Here is a 25,543-nt window from a genome sequence, read left to right as displayed (position 1 = left end):
CCGGCGGTTCCTGCCGATATTTTACATTTCCTAACGGAGCATTTTCCAATCGCTCAACGTGTTTCTTACATCGTCATTTCTGCGGGCAGTCAACAACAACTGTTAATGACAATTAACGATTATAATTAGTATGCTAACGTAATCCGACATATTACCTGAGATAAAATATGATCAATATCACTAATACACCAAATAATACATTAGTATTATTCATCTAAAAACAAAATCAAGAAAGTATATTATCTAATACAAACGGAGGAAATTAATTAACGTTAAAAACATTCATAAAAAGAATGTTTTTGAGCTATAAAATATTAATTAAAGTAATAATTACCATTATATCTATATTCCATGTAACTTATTTAAATATATAATCAGCGTCAATTTAACTACAAACAGAAAAAAGCCGGAGATATACTCCGGCTTTTCGCATTTCAATCAAGAACACGCAAAAATATTACTCTTCCTTCACCACAATCAGCGGCTCGATATCGCTCTCTTTTTTAATCACCAGCGACTCATCGCCGCGCAGGCAGGTCCCCCCATAGTTACCGCCTACGGTGAAGGTACAAACCTGAATATATTTACCGGCAATTTTTGGCAGACACCAAAGCTGCTGATAAATGTTCTTCTGCTCGGCAAACTTTCCGCTGGTTTTATCCAGTAACTCTTCCTGATGGCTCACCAGATCGATGTTGCTGCCACAACGTCCTGCAATAGGTTTCACTGCATAACCGGTTTGCGCCAGCTCTTCATTAACAGTGAAATCAGTATCAAGCAGATAGCGGTGGTGTGGGAACAGTTGCCACAGGATCGGCAGAATCGCTTTATTACCAGGGATCACCGTCCACAGAGGTTCAAAGACCAGCACTTCCGGGCGCAACAACACGTCGATTAAACGCACTTCCTGATTCGTATGCCCGGTACGAATTGGTACCGCAGCGTACTCCGTTTCACTGACCTCTCGCACCTGCTCAATTGCGGTTTCCCACGCCCAGGTTTTCCAGACGCAGTTCACCAGACGACCGTCCCCGTCAATCAGCTGACCAGCGTCATCCCAACGTAGCTCATCGAGGCCACGCAGAATTTTACTGTCAAACCCGGCCTGACGTAGCGCCTGCTGCATAAACTGAGCGTGGTAGTTTTCCTCTATATCTTTATCCTGCATGATGTGGACAAAAGGACGCGCGCGGCTGTGCTTCCAGGCCCCCGCCAGTTCGTTGATCAATCCTTCAGCTGGGTTGTGTCCCTGTCCTGTATAGCCCTGCTCGGCCCATCTTTCGAGGATCAAACCAGCTTCGGTATGGCACGATGCGGAATCGGCGTTGTACTCATACACCTTCAGTCCGCGTTCATCCATACAGAAATCCATACGTCCCGTAATCATATGATGCCGACGACGCTGCCAGGAAAGGCGCAGACGCGGCCAGAGGATTTTCGGGATATCGAACAGCGCCAACAGGTTGTCATCTTTCAGCACTTTGTCGGTCGCGTGCAGATACATCAGGTGCAGCTCGTTGGTGGCTTTGATCAGCTCCTGCTCTGCACTCTCGGTAATGGTGAAGTACTGATGCGGATCCTGATTAATCACGTGGCCGTTCGCCAGCACGTAGGCTTTCTGCAGCGGATCCTGTTCATCAAGCCATTTACCGTCAAACTGCCCGTTATCTTCCAGTCGCGCGCCGCCAATTTTCAGCGAGTCATTGGCGATCTCCGGCTGCGGCAGGCTGTCACGGGTATCATCGGTCTGGATCATCCAGCCAAGGATGGTGGTGTCGTCAAAGGTATCACGCAGGGTGTAACAACCGTTTTCAACCACCATCTCCAGTTCGCGGGTCCACTGCTGTCCGGGAGGTAACGGCGTATGGAGCACGTTCTGTTCGGCAATACGGATTTTGTTTTCCAGCAACTGGGTAACGACCGCCACATGGCCGGTATCGTTAAACTCACCGCCTTTTTGCCAGATAAGCAGAGCACCGGCTACCGGCGCGCGGGGTGAACCATTCGGAAATGCCTGTAACGGCAGGATATTGTCATTCACTACTTCGCGTAGAAAGCGTAAGGAAAAGATCTCCCAGGCCATGCCTACATCGGTGAAGACCACGCCATAATTAAGGAAGAGAAAGCGGCGTGCGAACTCTACGCACTGCCATTTGTGGCCCATGTATTCGTCGTCGATATAGCTGCGAAATGCCGCATCATCGTCGTAGTCCCGTGGGTCGAGGGAGCTGTAATCTGAAGAGTAGATTGCTACGCCGCCTGGGGCGTAGCCCAATAATGTCCCGAATGGGGCATCCTGACTGGTCGTTCCTTTGCTCATGCACCTTACCTCAAAACAATACAGCCTGAGCAGGTTGGCGTGAATTTTTCGCTCTGATTGCCTGCTCTGCGACACTAACCGGACAGAGGTCAACATCATCATACACCTCAACGCAGCGGCTGGCGCTCAGAGGCGAAAAATTCACAGCAGGAACTACGCTTTTGTCACGGTGACCGGTACGCTTTTATACGCCGGAGTCAAACTTTGTGTGTCCACCGCATCCAGCGAAAGCAGGACATTCGCTTCTGGCAGATAAGCGCCTATTGAGCCCACCGCCATGTTGTAAATCACCACCGTCAAGCCGCACATAATGCGATCCGCACAGGGCTGGCCGCGGTCGTCCAGCGCCTGAACGTTGACCACATCTCCCTGGCTCAGACCGCGAGTCGCCGCTTCTTCAGCGCTTAAAAACACCACATCCCGACGACCGGTAATGCCACGGTAGCGATCGTTCATACCATAAATAGTGGTGTTGTATTGATCGTGGCTGCGCAGCGTCGCCAGAACCAGTGCATCGGCAGGCTGATTTTCTCGCTCTACCGCCCGCTGATGGCTGACGATAAAGTTGGCTTTACCATTCGCCGTTCGCCATTCACGGCGCGAAGCGGGCGTATCCATACGAAATCCGCCCGGCTCGGCAATACGGGCATTGTAATTGTGGAACGCCGGGATCACGGCTTCAATGGCGTCACGGATCAGCGCGTAGTCCCCGGTTAACGCCTCCCAGTTGATCGGCGAAAGCGGCAGAGTGGCGTGTGCCATGCCCGCCACAATCGCGGGTTCCGATTTTAACCAGCGGGAAGCTGGCTTCAGCGCGCCGCAGGAAGCATGGACCATCGACATCGAGTCTTCGACGGTCACCGACTGGCTCCCCGTCGCCTGAATGTCGCGCTCCGTTCGACCTAATGCAGGCAGCAGGTAATTATGCTTTGCCAGCAGCAAATGCGATCTGTTCAGCTTGGTCGCAACATGGACCTGCAGATCCAAATTTTTCATCGCCGCAAAGGTACGCTGCGGCTGCGGCATCGCCACCGCCAGATTGCCACCCATGCAAATGAGCGCTTTTGCCTCTCCCCGTTCGATGGCCCGAATACTCTCCACGCTGGAGCGGCCATGTGTACGCGGCACACGGATAGAAAAATGCGTCTCAAGGCGTTGCAGGAAGTCTTCGGATGCCGCTTCGTTGATCCCCACGGAACGGTCGCCCTGCACGTTAGAATGACCGCGCAACGGGCAGATCCCCGCCCCAGGCTTACCCATATTGCCTTTCAGCAGCAGCAGGTTTACCAGTTGCTGGACGTTCTCAGTACCGTTTTTATGCTGGGTGATGCCCAGACCATAACAAATAATAGTGGCACGAGATTTACTGTAGCTGTGTGCCAGGTCCTCCATCTGACTGCGGGTCAGGCCCGAGTCCTGTTCCAGCTCCGCCCAGTTATGCTGACGTAAGTCATCATACAGCGCTGCATATCCAGCGGTATGCTCATCGATAAACGCGTGATCGAGTGTCGGTTGCTGATCCAGTAAGATCCGCGCTTCATCCATTTCGATCAGCGCCTTCATGATGCCTTTCAGCAGCGAGGCGTCACCGCCCATTTTTACCTGGTAGTAGTCGTTGCTCAACTGCGTCGACTGACCGGTGAACATCTCTTTCGGGCTTTGCGGGAAACTAAAGCGCTCAAGCCCCCTTTCGTTCAGCGGATTGATAGAGATTATTTTAGCCCCGCGTTTGGCAACGTCGCGTAAGGTGGTCAGCATACGTGGATGATTAGTGCCAGGGTTATGCCCGATACAAATCACCAGATCGCAATGGTCAAAATCGTCAAGTTCAACGGTCCCTTTTCCAAGGCCAATGGCCGGCGTTAGCCCTGCGCTGGTCGGTCCGTGGCACATGTTTGAGCAATCAGGAAAGTTGCTGCTGCCATATTCTCGGGCAAATAGCTGATACAGGAACGCCGCTTCATTTGACGTTCTGCCGGAGGTGTAAAACTCAACCTGCTGGGGTGAATCATAGCTGCGCAGACGCTCGCCGATCTCCTGGAAGGCGATATCCCAATCCACCGCCTGCCAGGTATCTGATGCTGCATCGTATTTCATCGGATGCGTCAAACGACCGATATTTTCCAGCTCATAATCGCTGTAGTGCCAGAGTGTGGAAACCGGGTGACGGCTGAAAAATTCCGGTGACGCTTTTTTACTGGTTGTCTCCCAGGAGACCGCCTTAACGCCATTTTCGCACAGCTCCATTGGCGCACGGTGCCCTGGGTCCGGCCACGCACAGCCCGGACAGTCGAACCCTTTCACCTGGTTCATTTTGAACATCGCGATAATGTCGCGGGCGACAGCCTTTTGCGAAAACACCGAAGCAGTGACGGCTTTTACCGCGCCCCACCCACCCGCCGGGCCCTGATAACCGCTTACTCCTGGAACACCATTTTTCATTATTACTGCTTATTCACCGCCAATTTTTAATGGTGAATACGGTAGCAATTTCCGTCCAACATTGATTTCCTCTTCATGGAGTACGGAGCGAGTACAATGAACGGGTTAGATTTATCTTCCCCTTTCAGCACAAAGCGACATAAAGTTCCAATCTGTTAAATTGAGTTCTACCTAACTGCTACACTGCATCAACACAACCACTCAGAAGGCAGGTCAATATGTCAGACAATACCTATCAGCCCGCGAAAGTCTGGACGTGGGAAAAATCGAACGGAGGCGCATTCGCCAATATCAACCGCCCGGTTTCCGGAGCCACCCACGAGAAAACGCTGCCGGTTGGCAAACATCCGCTGCAGCTCTATTCGCTGGGTACGCCAAACGGGCAGAAAGTGACGATCATGCTGGAGGAGTTGCTGGCGCAGGGGGTGAAGGGCGCGGAATACGATGCCTGGATTATCCGCATTGGCGATGGCGATCAGTTTTCCAGCGGCTTTGTTGAGGTGAATCCGAACTCGAAGATCCCAGCGCTACGCGATCACTCGCAAAACCCACCGGTTCGCGTATTCGAATCTGGCGCAATCCTGCTCTATCTGGCGGAAAAATATGGTTATTTCCTGCCGCAGGATTTGGCAAAACGCACCGAAACGCTGAACTGGTTGTTCTGGTTACAAGGCGCAGCACCGTTCCTCGGCGGAGGCTTTGGCCACTTCTATAACTATGCTCCGGTTAAAATTGAGTACGCTATCAATCGCTTCACCATGGAAGCCAAACGCTTACTCGACGTGCTGGATAAACAATTGGCGCAACATCAGTTTGTGGCCGGAGATGAATACACCATTGCCGATATGGCGGTCTGGCCATGGTTTGGCAATGTGGTTCTGGGCAACGTCTACGACGCAGCAGAGTTCCTTGACGCAGGAAGCTACAAGCACGTACAACGCTGGGCAAAAGAGATTGCAGCGCGTCCGGCGGTTAAGCGTGGTCGTATTGTAAACCGCACTAACGGACCGCTGAACGAGCAGCTTCATGAACGCCATGACGCCAGCGACTTCGATACCCAAACCGAAGATAAGCGCCAGAACTAAAATAAATTGCCGGATGGCAACCGCTATCCGGCAATTTCATTCAGGATTTGTCACGCGCTGGTGACGTCGTACTCCATGCGGCGAAGTGCGTCTAACGTGGCTTTAGCTTCATCTTCATCAATGATGCTCATGGCGAACCCTACGTGCACCAGCACCCATTGCCCGACCAGCTCAGCTGTATCACCTTCACAAATCAGGGCAATATTGACATCACGTTTGATGCCGCACACTTCAACCTGCGCAAGCTGGTGAATATCTTCACCAACGGCCAGAACCTGACCAGGGACTCCAATACACATATCTGACTCCGCCCCATAGCAACCTATGGGTTATTCGACTTCAATACTTTTCACTTTCAGTGAATCGCCAGCATCAACCCGCAGACGATCGCCCTGACATTGTGGACACTGCGCATCATGCTGGGTGATTTCCACAACCTGACTGCAATCCCAGCACCATGCCTGGGCTGGCTTGTAATCAATATGCAGCTCACAACCCTGAGCCAGCGTCCCCTGACAGACGATGTCGAAACTGAAACGAACGGCGCTCTCTTCAACGCAGGAGAGCGCCCCGATTTCCAGCCAAACACCGGTTACACGTTTAACACCGTGCTGCTCTGCCTGCTGTTGAACAATCTCAACCGCGCTCTGACAAAGGGACAGCTCATGCATTTTCGCAGTTCCGACGACCCAGCAGCAACGCGCGGCGATTAAGCTGCGGCGCATTCGGATCGCTAACCGGCAGCGATAACAGCATTCGCGCGCAATCGTCAGTCAGACGCATGCCTTCTTGCGCCGACATACTGTGCGAAAGCGGCGACATCAGTGAGCAGGAAAGGTATTGCGATACGCCCTCCAGTTCACCAACGGTAAAGGTCATCTCGCCATACGGCAGACGCAGTCCGATTTTTTCGCTGACTTTACGCACCGGCCAGATCTGGTCCGGTCCGGGGAAAATCAGTGCGCTGAGCATCCAGGGCGTGATAACACACCCCGTCCACTGTCCTTCAAACAGCGTAAATTCAGAGATATATACCGGCATGTTCGGATGCAGGAAAGAGAGATCGTGCATTGAACGCCGGGCAACCTCTTCAAACGCTGCCTGAATTTGCATCTTCGGGGCCGTCTGAAAACCGACAAACTCCTCAGACATGAGCCGCCTCCCGCGGGATCGCTTCAACACCTGATTCGCGAAGCGCGGCAAGAACCTGCTCAAGCGCAGGTTCAATCATCGCTTCAACCGTTGGCGTTAGTCCGATATGCGGCTCCAGCGATTCCGGAATAACACCGACTAACGTCAGCTTTTTCGGAAACTCGCCGGTGAAACGCAGGGCCGACAATACGTCGGCCAGACCAAGCTGGTGCGGTGAGATTTTGTTGGTAAACAGCGCCGGGATCTCTTCATCCCGCAGGACCATCATCGTTCCTGGCGTGTTTTTCTTCGACACAATGGCGTCAGCAATGATCAGATGATCTCTGTTCGCCATATCACCGAGAAGCTCCATCCCAGCCGTACCACCATCCAGAACATCAACAAAGTCTGGCAGGACGTACCGTTGTTCTAATGCTTCAACGATACGTACCCCGATGGCTTCGTCGGTCAGCAAAATATTGCCGACCCCTAAGACTAATATCCGCATTACAGAACCTTAACTGAGACCACTTCGTTCCCATCAACGTCCACCACATGCACCGCACATGACATACAAGGGTCGAAGGAGTGAATGGTACGAACCACTTCCAGCGGTTTGTTTGGATCGGCAATCGGCGTACCTACCAGCGAGCGCTCATACGGTCCCACTTCATCATTAAAGTTACGTGGGCCAGAGTTCCAGGTTGACGGTACAACCGCCTGGTAGTTGCTGATAATGCCATCTTTGATCACCATCCAGTGAGACAGCATACCGCGCGGCGCTTCGAGGAAACCGACACCTTTAAATTCACCCGTTGCCGGGATATCCGGTTTCACGAAGGTGGTGTGGTCACCTTTGCCGATGTTCACAATCAGCGCATTGTACTGATCCTGCAGAACGTTCTGCAGTTCACAGCAGTGAACGGTACGGCCAATAATACGGCCCAACGTAGAGTGCAGCTGTGACACTTCGATAGTTTTACCGGTCAGCTTGGTGTAAATCGCGATGATTTCATTCAGCTTGGCATGGGTAGACTCGCGTTTGGCCGCCAGTTTACACAGCATGTTAGCCAACGGACCCACTTCAACCGTTTTACCGTAGAAGGTCGGTGCTTTAACCCAGGAGTACTTGCCGTCATCTGACCAACCAGTGTAATCAGGAACCGTTGTGCCTTCCCACGGAGCCTGCGGCGCTTCGTCTTTGTACCACGCATGTTTCGCACTCTCCTGAATCCCTTTGATCAGGTACTCATCGGAGTGAGAGGTGATCGGACGATAGGTCGACAGATCTTCATTGGTGATGTAACCACCCGGGAACAGGAAGCTGCCGTTTTTACCGTCAGTCGGGAATTCCGGTGCGCTCAGATAGTTAACCGCACCTTGACCACGTTCCAGCCACTCAGGATAGAACGCAGCAATAACTGCGGTATCAACCTTGTAAACCTGCTCAACGAAGTCGCTCAGCTTATCGATAAAGGACTTGATATACATCAGGCGCTCAAGGTTCAGCACGCCAAGGCCGTCGAGGTTAATTGGGTTAGCAACCCCGCCTACCGCCAGGTTCTGAATGTGCGGCGTTTTACCGCCCAACAGCGCCACAACACGGTTAGCATCACGCTGGCATTCCAGCGCCTGCAGGTAGTGAGCGACCGCAATCAGGTTCACTTCTGGCGGCAGCTGCATCGCCGGGTGACCCCAGCAACCGTTGGCAAAAATGCCTAACTGACCGCTGGCAACAAGGTCTTTGATCTTGTTCTGAACCTTAGTGAACTCTTCTGCGCTGTTCAGGTGCCAGGAGGACACGCCGTTCAGCATGGCAGACGCTTTCGCTGGATCTGCTTTCAGTGCAGAGGTGATATCCACCCAGTCCAGCGCAGAGAGCTGATAGAAGTGAACAATGTGGTCATGCGTGGTGTGCGCGGCCAGAATGATGTTACGGATATACTGTGCGTTCACCGGAACATCAATATTCAGCGCGCTTTCTGCTGCACGAACGGAAGAGATAGCGTGAGTGGTAGTACAAACGCCACAGATACGCTGCACAATCATCCAGGCATCGCGTGGATCGCGGTTTTTCACGATCTCTTCCATGCCGCGCCACATGGTACCGGAAGCCCATGCTTTAGATACCACGCCATTTTCGATTTCGCAGTCGATGCGTAAATGACCCTCAATACGGGTTACCGGATCAATAGTAATTCTCTGGCTCATGCTTTGCTCGCCTCATGACGATTTTGATCGTTTTGTTTTAAAGGAGGAAGTATCGGCAGTAGACGAATGAGTACGATGTATGCACAAATCTCAATAGCCACAAAACCAATAGAAATCAACAGTTCTTCCCAGGTCGGGAAGTAGTGGTAGCCACCACCAGGATTGAACGCCACCAGCGAATAGGACAGACGCCATGTCGCACAACCCAGCAATGCGCTCAGCGCAGACAGATACAGCATGCGCGAGTCGTTACGCAGCTTAGTGACGCGCAGCACCACCAGCGGGAAGACCATCAGCACGACTTCAATCCAGAACATCAGGGAGTAAAGATCGCCTGAGAACGCATAGGACAGCTTGTCGCGATAGATCAGTTCGCCAAAGCGCAGAACCACGAAAATCGCCAACAGCACGCTGATGGTATTCGTCAGCTTGATGAACAAACTTTTCTCGTCCGGACCATTACCTTTCAGCCCGGCTTGTACCAACGAGCCTTCGAAGATGACGATCGAGAAGCCCATAATAAAAGCGGTTAATACGGAGAAAAGCGGCAACATTTCATAAGCTTGCCATAGCGGATGCACCTTATAGCCCGCAGAAATCATCAATGAACCCATTGAAGACTGGTGCATAGTTGGCAGCAGTGCGCCAAGGGCAATAATAAAGAACATCACTTTATTCAAACGTTTGAGAGAGACTTTCCACCCCAGACGTTCAAACAGAGCCGGAGCAAATTCCAGCGCCATGATGCCGATATAGATGGTCATACAGACCGCCGTTTCGAACAGTACCGAGTTCACGTTGAAGTGGCCCGGAATGTAGAAATACGGCAGGTTCCAGTAACGACCGACGTCAATGGTGATCGACAGACCACCCAGCGAGTAGCCAAACAGACTCGCCAGCAGCGCCGGACGTACCAGTGGATGGTATTGTCCTCTGTTGAAAACATACACCGCCCACGCCAAAGCCCAGCCACCGCACGCGAAGCCGGTACCAATCAGCAGGTCAAACGCGATCCATACACCCCATGGGAAACCACCGTTCAGATCGGAGACTGAGCCCAATCCGAAGACCAGACGTTTCACGATCAGGAGCATACACAGGACGATAAGCGGCCCAAAAATAATGACCGGTTTGCTGATTATTTTTCCGCCCAGCGGTTTAGGATCATGACTCATGATCGTCTCCTCCATCGTGATGGTCGTTTTTCGTGTTACGACGAACCAGCACGGTTAAGCCCGCCAGCGCAGCCAGGGGTAATATCATGCCCTTGTACAAGGAATGTTGAACATGTTCGGAACGCGCACCGGTTGAAAGATCATCCAGTTTTGGCAGATCCAAATCCTCGTAAGGAACGCCCGTCAGTACCATAACCTGTGTACCACCACCCTCTTTCTCGCCGTACAGATGGGGGTAATACTTCGGTACCGTATGCAGATAGGTATCGCCTGCTTTCACCGTCTGACGCGGATAGTGGTATTCGCTGCCAGGCTTCAGCGCGAGACGTTTTTTCGCCTCAGCCATCAGCTCTTCACGCGTACCAAAAATCACCGCACCGGCAGGGCACACTTCAACACAACCCGGTAAACCGCCTTTATCCAGACGCTCAACACCTTTCTGGTTACACAGTTCACATTTGTGAAGCGCACCAAACGGGTTGTTGTAGTCATACTTAGGCACATTGTACGGGCAGGCGACCATGCAGTAACGACAGCCCGTGCAGACATCTTTGTCATAGTGGACAATGCCAGTTTTCGGATCTTTCTTCAGCGCGGAGACCGGGCAAACGGAGACGCAGTTCGGATCGACACAGTGCATGCACTGCTTCTTAATGTATGCGTAGCCGTTTTCTTCCTGGTCTTTGTTAACGCCTGTTCCGCTACGCCACACCTGGATGATGTTATTGGTATACGGTGACAGTTTGTCGTTGTTCGACCAGGTCTGCTCGCCTTCCGGGTTACGCGCCGGGAAGTTGATATCCTGACACTTGGTGACACAGGCCTGGCAGCCTACGCACAGCGTCGAGTCATAGAGCATCCCAAGAGAACCAGGGATCGGCGGACGGTTTTCTGCAGCCGCATGGCTGATGGACGGCGCAGCGCCCAACAGCAATGCCCCGCTGGAGGCTGCTTTAATAAAGTTACGTCTGTTCACGGTTATTCTCCCCGTGAGTCAGCGTTATCTTTCTTCTGCTGACGCCCCAGTTCACGAACCGCCATCACGCTGACACCGGCAACCAGTCCTACTACGCCACCAAGCAGCCCAATCGCCCCGGCAGAAATATTGCCGCCTTCTTTCATATTGACGTCAGGTTTCTCGGAACGCGGTGTTTGGTTTTCCACATGAGCAAGCTGGTGAATACCTTTATGGAAACCGACACCTTCTTCGTTACAGCCGTAGCAAGGGTGACCGATAGCCACCGGCCACACGCCGCCAACATCGCAGAATTGCAGCGTTGAGCAGTTGCCGTAGGTTTCTGGTCCTTTACAGCCCAGATGGTAGAGGCACCAGCCTTCACGGTGACCTTCATCGCCAAACTCTTTAGCAAAACGACCTGCATCGAAGTGCGGGCGACGTTCGCAGTGTTCGTGAATCAAACGACCATAGGCAAATGTCGGACGGTTTTTGGTATCCAGCTTCGGCGGCTTACCGTAAGTGATGATATGCGCGACCGTTGCAAGGAAGTTGTGCGGGTTCGGAGGACAGCCGGGGATGTTGATGATGGTTTTGCCTGGCAGAACTTCCTGCAAGCCGACGGCACCCGTTGGGTTAACGCCAGCAGCAGCAACACCACCCCACGCGGCACAAGAGCCGATGGCAATGATAGCGGCAGCGCCTTCTGCGGCCCGGCGGATGTGATCTACGATCGGCTCACCGGCAACCATGCAGTAAATACCATTGTCTTTCAGTGGGATAGAACCATCTACAACCAAAACATATTGCCCTTTGTACTTCTCCAGAGCGTTATGTTTATTCTCTTCGACCTGGTGGCCGAAGGCGGCAGAGAGTACCTCATGGTATTCCAGAGAGATTGTCTCCAGAACGAGGTTTTCCACTGTAGGGTGTGTCGCGCGAAGTAGCGATTCAGTACAACCCGTACACTCCTGCGCACCAATCCAGATAACCGGTGGACGCTGAGGACGAGAAACTGATTCGGCCATTTCTGCGGCGGCTTTGCTACTGAGCCCCATGGTAGCGGCCAGTGCTGCACAAAGCTTCATGAAATCACGGCGATTGATGCCGTTCGAATTGATGAGAGAGTTATCTCCAGTCATTTTATAGTTATTCCGTTGCGAAGACCTGGCTTTTATTTTGCACCTTTCGCATGTTGCATATTGCGATCGGCGCGCCATTTACCACACTTTTTATATGGTTATGTGCATTATAATACTTCGGCGGAGCAACAAAACGAAGGCGTAGGTCAATAGTGTAATTAATTAAAGCAAGATAATACCCCTTTCGGATCAAGCTTCGAGACGATAGCCAGCCATGAAAAAACGAATTGTTGTACTGGACTGGTTCTCTTTAAAGAAATCCATAACCATCTCTTTATCCAGCCCATAGCGACGCGTGAGGATCCCCGCTTCCCACGCGCTGAGCTGTCGATCGCCCGTTTTTTCAAACATTCGATGAGAAAATCCCAGCACAAAACCGCGTTTATAATCAGCACAAAAATTGGCCGCCGTGCGTGCGCTATCCGCACTTGACGCGTTTAATCCGGCCATCAAGCCTTTTCCAAAATGGTTGTCCATGCATAACCTCCAATCGCTATATAATAAATTATATAGCGATTTTTTAAGCAAAGACCAGAGGTATCACGTACTTTTTTATGCCCGCTTAAAAGGACACCCATTCATCCTTTTTAGCGGCCGCAGACGTTTTGCTGTCTGCTGAAGGGGAAGCGGTGCTGGCGGCGGCGTACTGCACATCGTTTGCTGAAAGGCGGAACTGTTGTACCGAGCGTTGCAGCTCTTCCGTTTGCCGTTCAAGCGCCACAGCTGCGGCGGAAACTTGCTCTACCAGCGCGGCGTTCTGTTGCGTTACGCTGTCCATCTGCGTGATCGCCACGCTCACCTGCGAAATGCCCTTATTCTGTTCTTCTGAGGCAGAAGCAATTTGCTTCATGATAACGGTCACTTCGGTGGCTCCGCGCAGAATCGCCTCCATGGTTAATCCCGTCTCTTTAACCAGTCGAGCGCCCTGATCGACGCGACGCGACGATTCGCCAATCAGCGTCTCAATCTCTTTCGCCGCCCCGGCGCTACGGCTGGCAAGGTTACGCACCTCACCGGCAACAACGGCAAAACCACGCCCCTGCTCACCTGCTCTGGCAGCTTCAACTGCCGCGTTCAGCGCCAGAATATTGGTCTGGAAGGCAATACTATTAATAACAGACGTAATTTCCGCGATCTGTTTAGAGCTGGCGGCAATGCCGTCCATCGTCTCAACCACTTCTGAAACCAGGCTGCTCCCTTTACCTGCCGTCTCTGTCGCCGTATCGGCAAGCTGGCTGGCTTCACGCGCATTTTCGGCGTTCAGTTTTACCGTTGCGGTCAGTTGCTCCATGCTGGCAGCGGTCTCTTCCAGCGCCGCAGCCTGCTCCTCAGTACGCGATGAGAGATCGTTATTGCCGGTGGAAATTTCCGTAGCCCCTCGCCAGATGTTGTCACTACCTGAGCGAATTGTACTGACGGCTTCGCGCAGGCTGTCCTGCATCGCGCACAATAACGGCACCAGTTGGCCCACGCAGTTACGGCCAAAATCTTCGATTGGATGGCTGAGATCGCCCTGAGCAATCTGCTGGAACTGCTGGCGGATACGTCCCAGGGGTTTCACCATCATGGCGACGAGGTAACGATCTGTGAAGAACAGGAGAGCAATACCGAGGACCACGGCGGTAATAATTAGCGTCCGGATGATAGACGTTTTGCCATCGACCATGACACGCGTGGTATCAAGCCGCTCACCTGCCGTGGCGTTAAAACGTTCGGCACTGGCGCCAAATTCACGGCTCAGCGCTGGCGTAACGGTGCTGGCATGCTCCGCAAAGGCCGTAAGCGTGCCCTGCTGCGCCAGTTGCATTTGCGGAATCACCCCGTTATCCAACAGCGCCTGCCACTTCGTCAGTACCGCCGCGGCAACGTCCGGATCCATAGGCCCCGGAGACAACGTTTTCATCTCCTGGAGTTTTTTGCTCATATTCTCCAGGGACTGCTGCGCTGGTGCAAAATCAGGCGTTCCGCCACTCATTTTGACATCCATGGCGCGACTTAAGCGCGTTACGAAGCGAAAATACTGATCGTTCCCCTGACTGAGCACCGTCATCTGATGGACAAGATGACGGTCAATATCATTGCCTTCAGATATTTTTGATAAAGAATGAAGACTGAATAAACCCACGCCCGACCAGAGCAGGCAAAAAAGTCCCAGTATTGCCAACATGACAATACGAATAGTGAAGTTTTTCAGCAAACGCATAATAATTTCCTTGCCGTTGATGAGGAATTCGCCATCAGGCGATACTTATCCTTGTTATCGGCAGGCAACAGAGAAGATATAATGCATTCTTTATTTTTTTACTTTCTTAAGTACATCCAATATTATTTACACTATATCAACATGAATGCTAATGAAATTAGCTAGCATTATTATTCAGATAATTAACCTGAAGCATTAAATAATCCCTTGTTTTCTATCGTAAATATTTGTTAAACCATGCAAGAGTACGCTCCCAGGCCAAATCAGCGGCAGCATTATCATAACGCGGTGTCGAGTCATTATGAAAACCATGATTAACGCCGGGATAGATATATGCCTCATAGACTTTCTTATTGGCTTTGAGCGCCGCTTCATAGGCGGGCCATCCCTCATTAATTCGGGTATCTAATTGCGCATAGTGCAGTAATAAAGGCGCTTTTATTTTAGGGACATCTGATGCAGGAACCTGACGCCCATAAAAAGGCACTGCGCAGGCCAGTTCAGGAAAAGCAACTGCTGCGGCATTCGATACGCCGCCACCGTAGCAAAATCCGGTGATACCCACCTTTCCCGTCGCGCCTGAATAACGCTGCATAAATTCAATGGCGGCAAAGAAGTCGTTCATCAGCTTTACCGGGTCAACCTGCTGCTGCAACTCCCGACCTTTATCATCATTGCCAGGATAGCCCCCTACTGAACTTAATCCATCAGGCGCGAGTGCAATATAGCCCGCCTTCGCCACCCGCCGTGCCACATCCTCAATATACGGATTCAGCCCACGATTCTCATGCACCACCACTACCGCCGAAACTTTCCCCGTCGCTTTCGCAGGTTTAACCAGATACCCACGCACATCACCATGCCCTTCAGGTGAAGGATAAGTCATGTATTCCGCCAGGATATCAGGATCGGTGAACTCCACCTGCGTTGCGAGGGCATAATTGGGTTTCAACACATTGAATAATGCCAGCGCCGTCATACCACCGACTGCATATTTCGCAGCAAGATTGAGAAACTCGCGTTTCGTTATTTTGCCATGAGCGTAATAGTCATAGTAGTCGAGCAATTCTTGCGGAAAGTCTTTGGCAGTTAGACGCGACATGGCAGCACTCCGGATCGATGTTTTTTTAAGCAAAGCACAGTGGTCTGTTTTTGCCCAGTTTTTCATTCCAGTGTGACCTGGTGAACGGGATATTCACCATGAACCCGCTAGAATAGAAACGTTGTTTCGAAATTCACCTGCACTAAGGAGATCTCATGGACTGGTTTGCCAATCCTGAACGTTACGAGCAGATGCTCTATCGCTACTGCGGGCGCAGCGGTTTACGTTTACCCGCGCTATCACTGGGTTTGTGGCACAGTTTTGGGCACGTTCAGGCGCTGGACTCACAGCGCGCTCTGCTGCGTAAAGCATTTGATTTAGGCATCACGCATTTTGATTTAGCCAATAACTACGGGCCGCCTCCGGGCAGCGCAGAAGAGAATTTTGGCCGATTACTGCGCGAGGATTTTGCACACTATCGTGATGAACTGATCATCTCCACCAAGGCAGGCTATGACATGTGGCCAGGGCCATACGGTTCTGGCGGTTCGCGCAAATACCTGCTCGCCAGCCTCGACCAGAGCCTGAAACGCATGGGCCTCGACTATGTCGATATCTTCTACTCGCACCGCGTTGACGAAAATACGCCAATGGAAGAGACCGCCTCAGCGCTGGCCCATGCGGTGCAAAGCGGTAAAGCGCTGTATGTCGGCATCTCATCCTATTCCCCGGAGCGTACGCAGAAAATGGCCGAGCTGATGCGGGAATGGAAAATTCCGCTGCTGATCCACCAGCCTTCTTACAACCTGCTTAACCGTTGGGTAGACAGCAGCGGTCTGCTGGATACGCTGGAATCCAACGGCATGGGCTGCATCGCATTTACGCCGCTGGCCCAGGGGCTGCTGACGGGGAAATACCTCAACGGCATTCCGGAAGGTTCACGCATGCAGCGTGAAGGGAAAAAAGTTCGTGGGCTGACGGAAAATATGCTGACGGAAGAAAACCTTAACAGCCTGCGTTTGCTCAATGAGATGGCGCAACAGCGCGGACAGTCGATGGCGCAAATGGCCTTAAGCTGGCTGCTGAAAGACAACCGGGTGACGTCGGTATTAATTGGCGCCAGCCGACCGGAGCAACTGGAGGAGAACGTTCAGGCGTTGTCTAACCTGACGTTCAGCGCCGAAGAACTGGCGCAGATCGATAAACATGTCGCGGATGGTAAGCTGAACCTTTGGCAGGCCTCATCTGACAAATAGCCGTTTGTAACTCTGTGCCGGGAAGCGGCGTTAGCCTCCCCGGCACGTAACAGGGCCAGCCAATCCCTTCACACCTCTTCCGCTTTGATCTCTGGACGTTGAAATTCCGGCCACACCAGCGCGACAAGCGCAGGATAAGCCTCCAGACTGAACTCCCTGAAGCACTGGCGTAAGTTAAGCACATCCAGATCGGCATGCGGGACTTTCTCACCGCTCAGACAGCGCTTTTTTATATTGTCGTAATATTTATACACCGCAGAGTTGAGATCGCTACAACGCCGCTGTGCATCAAATAGCCCTGGCGTCTCATTTAGCTCTACCATTGTCATCCGCTTGATCGTTGAGTGGATAAAATCGATATATTCGTGATTAACGCGCCAATACCATACTGGGGTAATCGAATTCATCAGTACCGAAAAATGATCTTCCCCCTCTTCTTTACTCAGCATTTCCGGCTGGTTTTCAGAGTGCCCATTTTCTGCATATCGGTTTTTATTTGCACTGCGCATCAACAAAAGTACCCCGCAGGTAAGCAATAGCAGGGTAATAACAGAATAAAATATACTGTTCATATACTGGCTCCATTTTTTTTGATTTTAAAATTACGCCATGCTATTGTCAACGCAGCCTGGTTTATTTAGAACAACATATCATTGGCATCAAAGGATATTTCAACATGCTTCCCGAGCATCTTGTTCCCTCGCGTTTTCACTTATCCAGCTCATCTACTAATACCAGTTCCACAGATAATAGTGAAAATTTGACTCAGGGAAAGAGAACATTAAGTGATTATGAACCCGATATTTTGATTAGCTCTACAGCTAACGGCCAGGCGCGCAATATGTTATTTGAAGAGTGCGATCGCCATTTAAAAGAGCGCCTGTTTCGTGCCGCAAAAATTGAGTCCTTCACTCGCCTGCTCAATTCACTACAAGCGGAAGGCGACATTAACGCTCAAGAATTAAGTAAAATTTTATCGACAAAAACAGCCAGCGTAAATGAACAGGGCAATAAAATTTGGCTTAATTTAATTACGCGTGAGACCAGCGATCCTATTTTTTATTCTCTGGAAGAGAAATAAAATGAAAGATGTTGAGGATAATAATGTTTATTTGGCTTTAGATGACCATAAAAGCGATGAGTTTGTCTTAAAGCAAAATTTGGCCGTATTGATTGCCAATAAAAATGCGACGTTGGAAAGCGTTGCCCAGGAGATGGTCTCTATTCCCGCCGCGCTGGTGCGGATGAAATGGCAAAATCGTCGCGAAATTTATGCGCTGCAGGCTAAAGAAGAGATCTATGGCGCCGCGATTGAAGCCATTATGGAGCAGCTACCAGAACTACGGGACAAAATCATGGCCCGGCTGGAGAGCACATACCAGCATATACTCCAGCGAGAAACAGCCACCTTACGCCTGACGCGTAAACTGTCTGAAGGGAACTACGAACCCACCAGGATAACGGCAGTCGCACTGGATGAGGACAGATAAGGGCGTGTGGGGAGAGTTAAATCAGGAGAGGAAGGCCGGGTAAGGCAACAACCATTACCCGGCAATCAGGATTACTTCGCTTTCACGGTCTCTTCACCGACCAGACCAATCTTCAGGAAACCCGCCTGATGCAGCGTATCCATAACTTTCATCATGGTTTCATAATCGACGGTTTTATCCGCACGGAAGAAAATCGTGGTGTCTTTCTTCCCATCGGTCAGCGTATTTAATTCGCTAATCATGGTGTCATCCGTCACCTGATTGTTGCCAATAAACATACTCTTATCGGCTTTAACAGACAGGTAAACCGGTTTTTCCGGACGCGGCTGCGGCGTGCTGGTGGAAGCCGGGAGATTCACCTTCACATCCACCGTTGCCAACGGTGCGGCCACCATAAAGATGATCAATAAAACCAACATAACATCGATAAACGGCGTCACGTTGATTTCATGCATTTCACCGTTATCGTCCAGGTTTTCATTAAAGCTCATTGCCATGGAACATTATCCTACACGTAATTTCTGCGCTGCACGTACCGGATGGGCAGAAGCGCTAGCGTTCAGGTCCAGATCGCGACTTTGCAGCAACAGTACCTGTGCCGCGACATCGCCCAGCATCGCTTTATAGCTGCCAATCTGACGTGCGAAAATGTTGTAGATAACGACCGCTGGAATTGCCGCGACCAGACCGATCGCCGTCGCTAACAGTGCTTCTGCGATACCCGGCGCAACAACGGCCAGGTTGGTCGTTTGGGTTTGTGCAATCCCGATGAAGCTATTCATGATGCCCCACACGGTACCGAACAGACCCACAAATGGAGAGATAGCCCCGATGGTGGCCAGGTAGCCGTTACCACGTCCCATATGACGACCTACCGCCGCCACACGACGCTCCAGACGGAAGCCGGTACGCTCTTTAATACCTTCGTTGTCGTCGCTGCCTTCTGACAATTCCAGTTCGTTCTGCGCTTCGTAAATCAACTGTGCGCCCAAGCTTTTGCCATCGAATCCTGCAGCAATCTCATTTGCCTGGTCTAAAGAGCGGGCGTCCGCCAGCAGTTGCTGTTCACGCTTAAGGCGGCGTTTCTGAGTAAAGAACTCAAGGCTCTTACTAAAGAAGATAGCCCAGGTGACCACTGATGCCAAAATCAGCCCAATCATCACGCACTTAACCACGATATCGGCGTGCTGATACATACCCCAGACGGAAAGATCCGTCTGCATCAAATTATTACCCACTCTGTATCTCCAGGACGCAAATCACAAAATCTGAGCGTAATGATATCAAAACGACGTCGAATTGATAGTCGTTCTCATTACTATTTACATATTGCCGCACCTTTGGTTTCTTTTCCTTGCGCTTACGCAGTAAAAAAGTCACCAGAAGCATTTTGAGATTATTTTCTACTGTATGACCGTTCTGCAGGATGCGTCATCTTTGATTCATGGTAGTTTAGACATCCAGACGTATAAAAACAGGTAAGACGACATGGCAGATAAGCAACTTGAAACCAAACTCGTTCACGCAGGACGCAGTAAAAAGTACACGCTGGGCGCGGTAAATAGCGTGATCCAGCGCGCTTCTTCGCTAGTGTTTGACACCGTAGAGGCCAAAAAGCAGGCTACGCACAACCGTGCTAACGGTGCGCTTTTCTATGGACGTCGCGGAACCTTGACGCATTTTTCCCTGCAGGAGGCAATGTGTGAACTGGAAGGCGGCGCGGGTTGCGCGTTGTTCCCCTGCGGCGCGGCGGCCGTTGCCAACACCATCCTCGCCTTTGTGGAACAAGGGGATCATGTGCTGATGACCAACACCGCCTATGAACCCAGCCAGGATTTCTGCACCAAAATTCTCGGCAAACTCGGCGTGTCCACCGGATGGTTCGATCCGCTGGTTGGTGCCGATATTGTGAAGCACATACAGCCGAACACTAAAGTCGTATTTCTGGAATCTCCCGGCTCTGTCACCATGGAAGTACATGATGTCCCTGCTATTGTTGCCGCCGTCAGAAGCGTCGCGCCGGATGCGATCATCATAATTGATAACACCTGGGCTGCCGGGGTGCTGTTCAAAGCGCTGGATTTTGGCATCGACATTTCTATTCAGGCTGGTACCAAATATCTGATTGGCCATTCCGACGCCATGGTCGGCACTGCGGTAGCTAATGCCCGTTGCTGGGATCAACTGCGCGAAAATGCCTATCTGATGGGGCAAATGCTGGACGCCGATACCGCCTATATGACCAGCCGCGGACTGCGTACGCTAAGCGTTCGCCTGCGCCAACATCATGAAAGCAGCTTAAAGGTCGCCGAGTGGCTGGCCAGCCATCCGCAGGTCGCCCGCGTGAACCACCCCGCGCTGCCCGGCAGTAAAGGCCACGAATTCTGGAAGCGTGATTTCACCGGCAGCAGCGGACTGTTCTCATTTGTATTGAATAAGAAACTAAATCATGAAGAGCTGGCCGCGTATCTGGACCACTTCAGTCTGTTCAGCATGGCCTACTCCTGGGGCGGTTTTGAGTCGCTGATTCTCGCTAATCAGCCGGAACACATTGCAGCAATCCGTCCCCAAGGCGAGGTGGACTTCAGTGGAACGCTCATCCGTTTGCATATCGGTTTAGAGAATGTTGATGATCTGATTGCCGATTTGGCCGCAGGATTTGCCCGAATCGAGTAAAATTGCCATAGATGGACATATATGCAGACACTTCTGGTGGAAAAGTCTGCAATTGTTGCGTCCGGGATCAAGGCATCCCGGACAATTCAGGAGTACAATCCACACATAAACGCTGTTCCACAGGAAAGTCCATGGTAGTCATTCAAGATATTGTCTCCGCGCTTTGGCAACACGATTTTGCCGCGTTGGCGGATCCGCACGTTGTGAGCGTGGTGTACTTCGTAATGTTCGCCACACTGTTTTTAGAAAATGGCCTGCTGCCTGCCTCCTTTTTACCCGGAGACAGCCTGTTATTGCTGGCAGGGGCGCTGATCGCTCAGGACGTGATGAGTTTTATACCTACCATAGCTATTCTGACTGCCGCAGCCAGTCTGGGCTGCTGGCTGAGCTACATTCAGGGACGCTGGCTGGGCAACACACGGACGGTAAAAGGCTGGCTGGCGCAATTACCTGATAAATATCATCAGCGCGCTACCTGCATGTTTGACCAACACGGGCTGATGGCACTGCTGGCTGGGCGTTTCCTGGCATTCGTTCGTACCTTGCTGCCAACAATGGCGGGAATTTCGGGCCTGCCAAACCGTCGGTTCCAGTTTTTTAACTGGCTGAGCGGTCTGCTGTGGGTCACCGTCGTCACCGGCTTTGGCTATGCGCTGAGCATGATCCCGTTCGTCAAACGCCATGAAGACCAGGTGATGACCTTTTTAATGATCCTGCCGATTGCCCTGTTAACCGCGGGTCTGTTGGGAACCCTGTTTGTAGTGATTAAAAAAAAATACTGTAGCGCCTGAGTATTAACCGTAGGCCGGGGTTCCCCCGGCATTTTCGCCTGATGACGTTTCGCTTATCAGGCCAGCGCTGAGCAAGTTTAACTCCCCTGCATCATTCGAATTCTGGCCGCATCCTCCCCCGGCGTTACGCCAAAGAAACGTTTGAATTCCCGACTGAATTGCGATGCGCTCTCATAGCCGACGCGCATGGCAGCCGCACTGGCCTTCATCCCGTCGTGGATCATCATCATCCGTGCTTTATGCAGACGATAGCTCTTCAGGTATTGCAGCGGCGACGTGCTGGTCACCGCTTTAAAATTATGATGAAACGCCGACACGCTCATGTTCGCTTCTGCCGCCAGTTGTTCGACATTGAGATTTTCGGTGTATTTGGTTTCAATGCGCTTCAGCACCCGGCTTATCAAACTGAAATGCGTCTGGCGACTGACCAGCGCCAGTAATGCGCCGCCGCGCGGCCCGGTCAGCACATGGTAGAGGATCTCGCGAATAATCTGTTTCCCCAGAATACGCGCATCCAGCGGTCGCTCCATCACATCCAGCAGGCGCTCAGCGGCGCAAAGAATTTCGTCAGAAAGCGTCGCGGAGTTGATCCCGCTGGCCGCCATGGCGGGCTGGAACAGCTCATCTTCCCCAATGTCCATCAACAGCTCCTGCAATTGCAGAATATCGACATTCAGGTAGATACCGGCCAGGGGAACCTCCGGCGTTGCATACGTTTCACATTCAAAGGGTAACGGTACGGTTAGCAACAGGTATTCGTTGGCGTCATAACGAAATACACGTTCATTGATATAACCAATTTTATGTCCCGAAAAGAGAAATATGATTCCTGGCTGATACATTACCGGTGTACGCGCTGCCGGCTCAGTGCCGTGCAGCAGGCGGACATCTGGCAGCAGTTCGCTGAGTTTATTTTCATTGTTTTTCAGCTGCTTAATTTTATCTGTCAGCAGAAGGCAGATCTCATCACGGTTCATAGAGCACCATTTCATCATCGGTTTGCAACCCTGACATAATGCGCAGATTTATCCGTTTTCTCCAGCAGTCTGTAGAAATGGGCAAGACATCGGCAGAAATGAGCATTGAGAGCAGCGCGGCTGACGACCACAATGTTCATCATCCGGCAGACACTCTCCTGCCCTCTTTTTTTACCCACATAAGGGAACGAGCAATGAACAACTTTAATCTCCATACCCCAACCCGCATTCTGTTTGGTAAAGGTGCGATTGCTGAGCTGCGCGATCAAATCCCTCAGGATGCTCGCGTATTGGTTACCTATGGCGGCGGTAGCGTGAAAAAAACCGGTGTCCTGGCACAGGTTCAGGATGCGCTGAAAGGCCTGGACGTGCTGGAGTTTGGCGGTATTGAGCCGAACCCGTCTTATGAAACGCTGATGAACGCGGTAAAAATCGTGCGTGATGAGAAAGTGACGTTCCTGCTGGCGGTAGGCGGCGGTTCGGTGCTGGATGGCACCAAATTCATCGCGGCTGCGGCACAATACGCTGACGGCATCGATCCATGGCGCATTCTGGAAACCCACGGCAACGACGTAACAAGCGCTATCCCGATGGGCTCCGTATTAACCCTGCCAGCAACCGGCTCTGAATCTAACTCCGGCGCGGTCATTTCGCGTAAAACCACCGGCGATAAGCTGGCCTTTATGACCCCATTTGTGCAGCCGGTATTTGCCGTGCTGGATCCGGTTTACACCTATACCCTGCCGCCGCGTCAGGTTGCGAACGGCGTCGTAGATGCCTTCGTACATACCGTTGAGCAGTATGTGACTTATCCGGTTGACGGGAAAATTCAGGATCGCTTTGCTGAAGGTATTCTGCTTACGCTGGTAGAAGAAGGCCCGAAAGCATTGCAGGAGCCGGAAAATTACAACGTGCGTGCGAACGTTATGTGGGCGGCAACCCAGGCGCTGAACGGTCTGATTGGCGCAGGCGTACCACAAGACTGGGCAACGCATATGCTGGGCCACGAACTGACCGCAATGCACGGTCTGGATCATGCTCAAACATTGGCGATCGTTCTGCCAGCGCTGTGGAATGAAAAACGCGATACCAAACGTGCCAAACTGCTGCAATACGCAGAGCGTATCTGGAATATCACCGAAGGTTCCGATGACCAACGCATCGACGCCGCTATTGCCGCAACCCGCGCTTTCTTCGAACAAATGGGCGTACCGACTCGTCTGTCTGACTACGGCCTGGACGGTAGCTCCATCCCAGCGCTACTGGAAAAACTGCAAGCGCACGGCGGTACAAAACTGGGCGAACATCAGGACATTACGCTCGAGGTCAGCCGTCGGATTTACGAAGCTGCCCGCTAAGGTTTTTTCACCTCCGCCTTTCATTTTTGGGTATTTATATTCTAAATATTTCGAGTTGCATAAAGGCGGCAAAGGAGAGAATCCCCAGGAGCTTACATAAGTCAGTGACTGGGGGTGAAACGACAAACCTGCCGGGAGCAGATTTGAACGCTGCTTGCAGCGGACCTGAAAGGGCGAGGCTCATGGATGGGCCGCGTAATAAAGCCAACGCATATGCAGCTTGAAGTATGACGAGGATAGGCCAGACTTAAGTCACACCTAACTTACCGGGGCTTGCCTCGGTAAACTCAATTCAGGGGAGGAATTATGACCGGTCCAACCATTATTAAACTACAGGATGGTAACGTCATGCCGCAGCTGGGCCTGGGGGTCTGGAAGGCAAGTAACGAAGAGGTCATCACCGCCATTCATAAAGCGCTGGAAGTGGGGTATCGCTCAATTGATACCGCTGCAGCGTACAAAAACGAAGAAGGTGTCGGCAAAGCAATACGCGATGCGGGCGTACCGCGGGAAGAGTTATTCATCACCACCAAGCTGTGGAATGATGACCAGAAACGCCCTCGGGAAGCCTTGCTCGAAAGCATGGAGAAACTCCAGCTCGATTACCTCGATCTTTATCTGATGCACTGGCCAGTGCCGGCGATCGACCACTACGTTGAAGCGTGGGAAAGCATGATCGATCTGCAAAAAGAAGGGCTGATTAAGAGCATCGGCGTGTGTAACTTTCAGATCAATCATCTCCAGCGACTGATGGATGAAACCGGCGTACCACCGGTGATTAACCAGATAGAACTTCATCCGCTTATGCAACAGCGCCAACTGCACGCCTGGAACGCAACGCATAAAATCCAGACCGAATCCTGGAGCCCGCTGGCGCAGGGCGGCAAAGACGTCTTTGATCAAAAGATCATCCGCGATCTCGCGGAGAAATATGGCAAATCACCGGCGCAGATTGTCATCCGCTGGCATCTGGATAGCGGCCTGGTGGTTATTCCGAAATCAGTCACCCCTGCGCGTATCGCAGAAAACTTTAACGTCTGGGACTTCCGCCTGGATAAAGATGAATTAGGCGAAATCGCAAAGCTCGATCAGGGCAAACGTCTGGGACCAGACCCGGACCAGTTCGGCGGTTAACCCCTTCTCTCCTGCCCGACCTCTCGTCGGGCCTTTACTGATTTGAATTTCGACGTAGACCACGTGCACAGCTAATTGAGTCCCATGCGTTCTGCCCCACTGGAAGCCGATTGAATCGCAGCAGAACAAATTTTTCGAGCAGTATGAAGGATATC

At 51.7% G+C, this 25,543-nt stretch carries 25 protein-coding genes; 8 read left to right on the top strand and 17 right to left on the bottom strand.

The window, feature by feature from the left end; genetic code table 11:
* Positions 1-457 precede the first annotated feature (457 nt).
* Positions 458-2,320, bottom strand: a complete 1,863-nt coding sequence (gss, locus tag FDW87_RS07940) for a bifunctional glutathionylspermidine amidase/synthase (RefSeq protein ID WP_016154486.1) — start codon at positions 2,318-2,320, stop codon at positions 458-460.
* Positions 2,321-2,473: 153 nt separating this feature from the next.
* Positions 2,474-4,762, bottom strand: a complete 2,289-nt coding sequence (locus FDW87_RS07935) for an FdhF/YdeP family oxidoreductase (protein WP_137379610.1) — start codon at positions 4,760-4,762, stop codon at positions 2,474-2,476.
* A gap of 218 nt (positions 4,763-4,980) precedes the next feature.
* Between FDW87_RS07935 and yghU the strand changes: the two genes are divergently transcribed.
* On the top strand, positions 4,981-5,847 hold the full coding sequence (yghU, locus tag FDW87_RS07930) for a glutathione-dependent disulfide-bond oxidoreductase (RefSeq protein ID WP_016154488.1): 867 nt from the start codon (positions 4,981-4,983) through the stop codon (positions 5,845-5,847).
* 50 nt (positions 5,848-5,897) lie between these two features.
* On the opposite strand, the gene hybG is transcribed toward yghU, so the two are convergent.
* From hybG to yghX, 11 genes are all read right to left on the bottom strand, one after another.
* Positions 5,898-6,146: a hydrogenase maturation factor HybG gene (hybG, locus tag FDW87_RS07925; protein WP_003024459.1), complete on the bottom strand. Its 249-nt coding sequence runs from the start codon at positions 6,144-6,146 to the stop codon at positions 5,898-5,900.
* A 30-nt stretch (positions 6,147-6,176) separates the two neighbouring features.
* Positions 6,177-6,518 carry a hydrogenase maturation nickel metallochaperone HypA gene (gene hypA, locus FDW87_RS07920; protein WP_016157467.1) on the bottom strand — a complete coding sequence of 114 codons (342 nt, stop codon included), beginning with the start codon at positions 6,516-6,518 and terminating at the stop codon, positions 6,177-6,179.
* Positions 6,511-6,999, bottom strand: a complete 489-nt coding sequence (hybE, locus tag FDW87_RS07915; RefSeq protein WP_049283267.1) for a hydrogenase-2 assembly chaperone — start codon at positions 6,997-6,999, stop codon at positions 6,511-6,513. The genes hypA and hybE overlap by 8 nt, the downstream gene beginning before the upstream one ends.
* Entirely contained in the window at positions 6,992-7,486 is a 495-nt protein-coding gene (locus FDW87_RS07910; RefSeq protein ID WP_016157468.1) for a HyaD/HybD family hydrogenase maturation endopeptidase, read from the bottom strand. The genes hybE and FDW87_RS07910 overlap by 8 nt, the downstream gene beginning before the upstream one ends.
* Positions 7,486-9,189: a hydrogenase 2 large subunit gene (gene hybC / locus FDW87_RS07905; RefSeq protein ID WP_003024476.1), complete on the bottom strand. Its 1,704-nt coding sequence runs from the start codon at positions 9,187-9,189 to the stop codon at positions 7,486-7,488. Before hybC ends, FDW87_RS07910 begins: the two co-directional genes overlap by 1 nt.
* Positions 9,186-10,364 (bottom strand): Ni/Fe-hydrogenase cytochrome b subunit, encoded by a 1,179-nt coding sequence (gene hybB / locus FDW87_RS07900; protein ID WP_016154492.1) that lies wholly within the window; start codon positions 10,362-10,364, stop codon positions 9,186-9,188. The genes hybC and hybB overlap by 4 nt, the downstream gene beginning before the upstream one ends.
* Positions 10,354-11,340 carry a hydrogenase 2 operon protein HybA gene (gene hybA, locus FDW87_RS07895; protein ID WP_003828357.1) on the bottom strand — a complete coding sequence of 329 codons (987 nt, stop codon included), beginning with the start codon at positions 11,338-11,340 and terminating at the stop codon, positions 10,354-10,356. Before hybA ends, hybB begins: the two co-directional genes overlap by 11 nt.
* Before the next feature lie 2 nt (positions 11,341-11,342).
* The gene (gene hybO, locus FDW87_RS07890; RefSeq protein WP_016154493.1) at positions 11,343-12,461 is read right to left on the bottom strand and encodes a hydrogenase 2 small subunit; all 1,119 of its coding nucleotides are present in this window, start codon (positions 12,459-12,461) and stop codon (positions 11,343-11,345) included.
* Between the two features lie 189 nt (positions 12,462-12,650).
* Positions 12,651-12,938: a DUF2623 family protein gene (locus FDW87_RS07885; protein ID WP_016154494.1), complete on the bottom strand. Its 288-nt coding sequence runs from the start codon at positions 12,936-12,938 to the stop codon at positions 12,651-12,653.
* An 85-nt stretch (positions 12,939-13,023) separates the two neighbouring features.
* A complete protein-coding gene (locus FDW87_RS07880) occupies positions 13,024-14,664 on the bottom strand; it encodes a methyl-accepting chemotaxis protein (protein WP_047499232.1) in 1,641 nt (546 codons plus the stop codon).
* 214 nt (positions 14,665-14,878) lie between these two features.
* Complete coding sequence (gene yghX, locus FDW87_RS07875; RefSeq protein ID WP_046276177.1) at positions 14,879-15,766, bottom strand: YghX family hydrolase; 888 nt, start codon at positions 15,764-15,766, stop codon at positions 14,879-14,881.
* A 155-nt stretch (positions 15,767-15,921) separates the two neighbouring features.
* Here yghX and FDW87_RS07870 point away from each other — a divergent pair, with 155 nt between their 5' ends.
* Positions 15,922-16,962, top strand: coding sequence for an aldo/keto reductase (locus FDW87_RS07870; RefSeq protein WP_046276176.1), 1,041 nt, complete (start codon positions 15,922-15,924; stop codon positions 16,960-16,962).
* Positions 16,963-17,030: 68 nt separating this feature from the next.
* On the opposite strand, the gene FDW87_RS07865 is transcribed toward FDW87_RS07870, so the two are convergent.
* Positions 17,031-17,534: an ESA_00282 family adhesion-associated protein gene (locus FDW87_RS07865; protein WP_016154498.1), complete on the bottom strand. Its 504-nt coding sequence runs from the start codon at positions 17,532-17,534 to the stop codon at positions 17,031-17,033.
* A 104-nt stretch (positions 17,535-17,638) separates the two neighbouring features.
* Here FDW87_RS07865 and FDW87_RS07860 point away from each other — a divergent pair, with 104 nt between their 5' ends.
* Positions 17,639-18,043, top strand: coding sequence for a hypothetical protein (locus FDW87_RS07860; protein ID WP_016154499.1), 405 nt, complete (start codon positions 17,639-17,641; stop codon positions 18,041-18,043).
* 1 nt (position 18,044) lies between these two features.
* On the top strand, positions 18,045-18,452 hold the full coding sequence (locus FDW87_RS07855; RefSeq protein WP_016157473.1) for a hypothetical protein: 408 nt from the start codon (positions 18,045-18,047) through the stop codon (positions 18,450-18,452).
* Between the two features lie 71 nt (positions 18,453-18,523).
* Here FDW87_RS07855 and exbD read toward each other — a convergent pair whose 3' ends face one another.
* Both exbD and exbB read right to left on the bottom strand, forming a co-directional pair.
* A complete protein-coding gene (gene exbD, locus FDW87_RS07850) occupies positions 18,524-18,949 on the bottom strand; it encodes a TonB system transport protein ExbD (protein ID WP_016154501.1) in 426 nt (141 codons plus the stop codon).
* Between the two features lie 6 nt (positions 18,950-18,955).
* Positions 18,956-19,690, bottom strand: coding sequence for a tol-pal system-associated acyl-CoA thioesterase (exbB, locus tag FDW87_RS07845; protein ID WP_016154502.1), 735 nt, complete (start codon positions 19,688-19,690; stop codon positions 18,956-18,958).
* A gap of 250 nt (positions 19,691-19,940) precedes the next feature.
* Between exbB and metC the strand changes: the two genes are divergently transcribed.
* Positions 19,941-21,128: a cystathionine beta-lyase gene (gene metC, locus FDW87_RS07840; protein WP_016157474.1), complete on the top strand. Its 1,188-nt coding sequence runs from the start codon at positions 19,941-19,943 to the stop codon at positions 21,126-21,128.
* 131 nt (positions 21,129-21,259) lie between these two features.
* The gene (gene yghB / locus FDW87_RS07835) at positions 21,260-21,919 is read left to right on the top strand and encodes a DedA family general envelope maintenance protein YghB (RefSeq protein WP_016154504.1); all 660 of its coding nucleotides are present in this window, start codon (positions 21,260-21,262) and stop codon (positions 21,917-21,919) included.
* A gap of 77 nt (positions 21,920-21,996) precedes the next feature.
* On the opposite strand, the gene FDW87_RS07830 is transcribed toward yghB, so the two are convergent.
* Positions 21,997-22,896, bottom strand: coding sequence for an AraC family transcriptional regulator (locus FDW87_RS07830; protein ID WP_029139662.1), 900 nt, complete (start codon positions 22,894-22,896; stop codon positions 21,997-21,999).
* A gap of 194 nt (positions 22,897-23,090) precedes the next feature.
* Here FDW87_RS07830 and yqhD point away from each other — a divergent pair, with 194 nt between their 5' ends.
* Both yqhD and dkgA read left to right on the top strand, forming a co-directional pair.
* Positions 23,091-24,254, top strand: coding sequence for an alcohol dehydrogenase (gene yqhD, locus FDW87_RS07825; RefSeq protein ID WP_003838168.1), 1,164 nt, complete (start codon positions 23,091-23,093; stop codon positions 24,252-24,254).
* Positions 24,255-24,560: 306 nt separating this feature from the next.
* Entirely contained in the window at positions 24,561-25,388 is an 828-nt protein-coding gene (gene dkgA, locus FDW87_RS07815; protein WP_016154506.1) for a 2,5-didehydrogluconate reductase DkgA, read from the top strand.
* Positions 25,389-25,543 lie beyond the last annotated feature (155 nt).

The sequence above is a fragment of the Citrobacter sp. wls826 genome, assembly GCF_005281245.1.
Classification (GTDB): Bacteria; Pseudomonadota; Gammaproteobacteria; order Enterobacterales; family Enterobacteriaceae; genus Citrobacter; species Citrobacter braakii.
The sequence above is the reverse complement of the archived record's forward strand: the minus strand, read 5'-3'. Positions and strand labels throughout refer to the sequence as shown.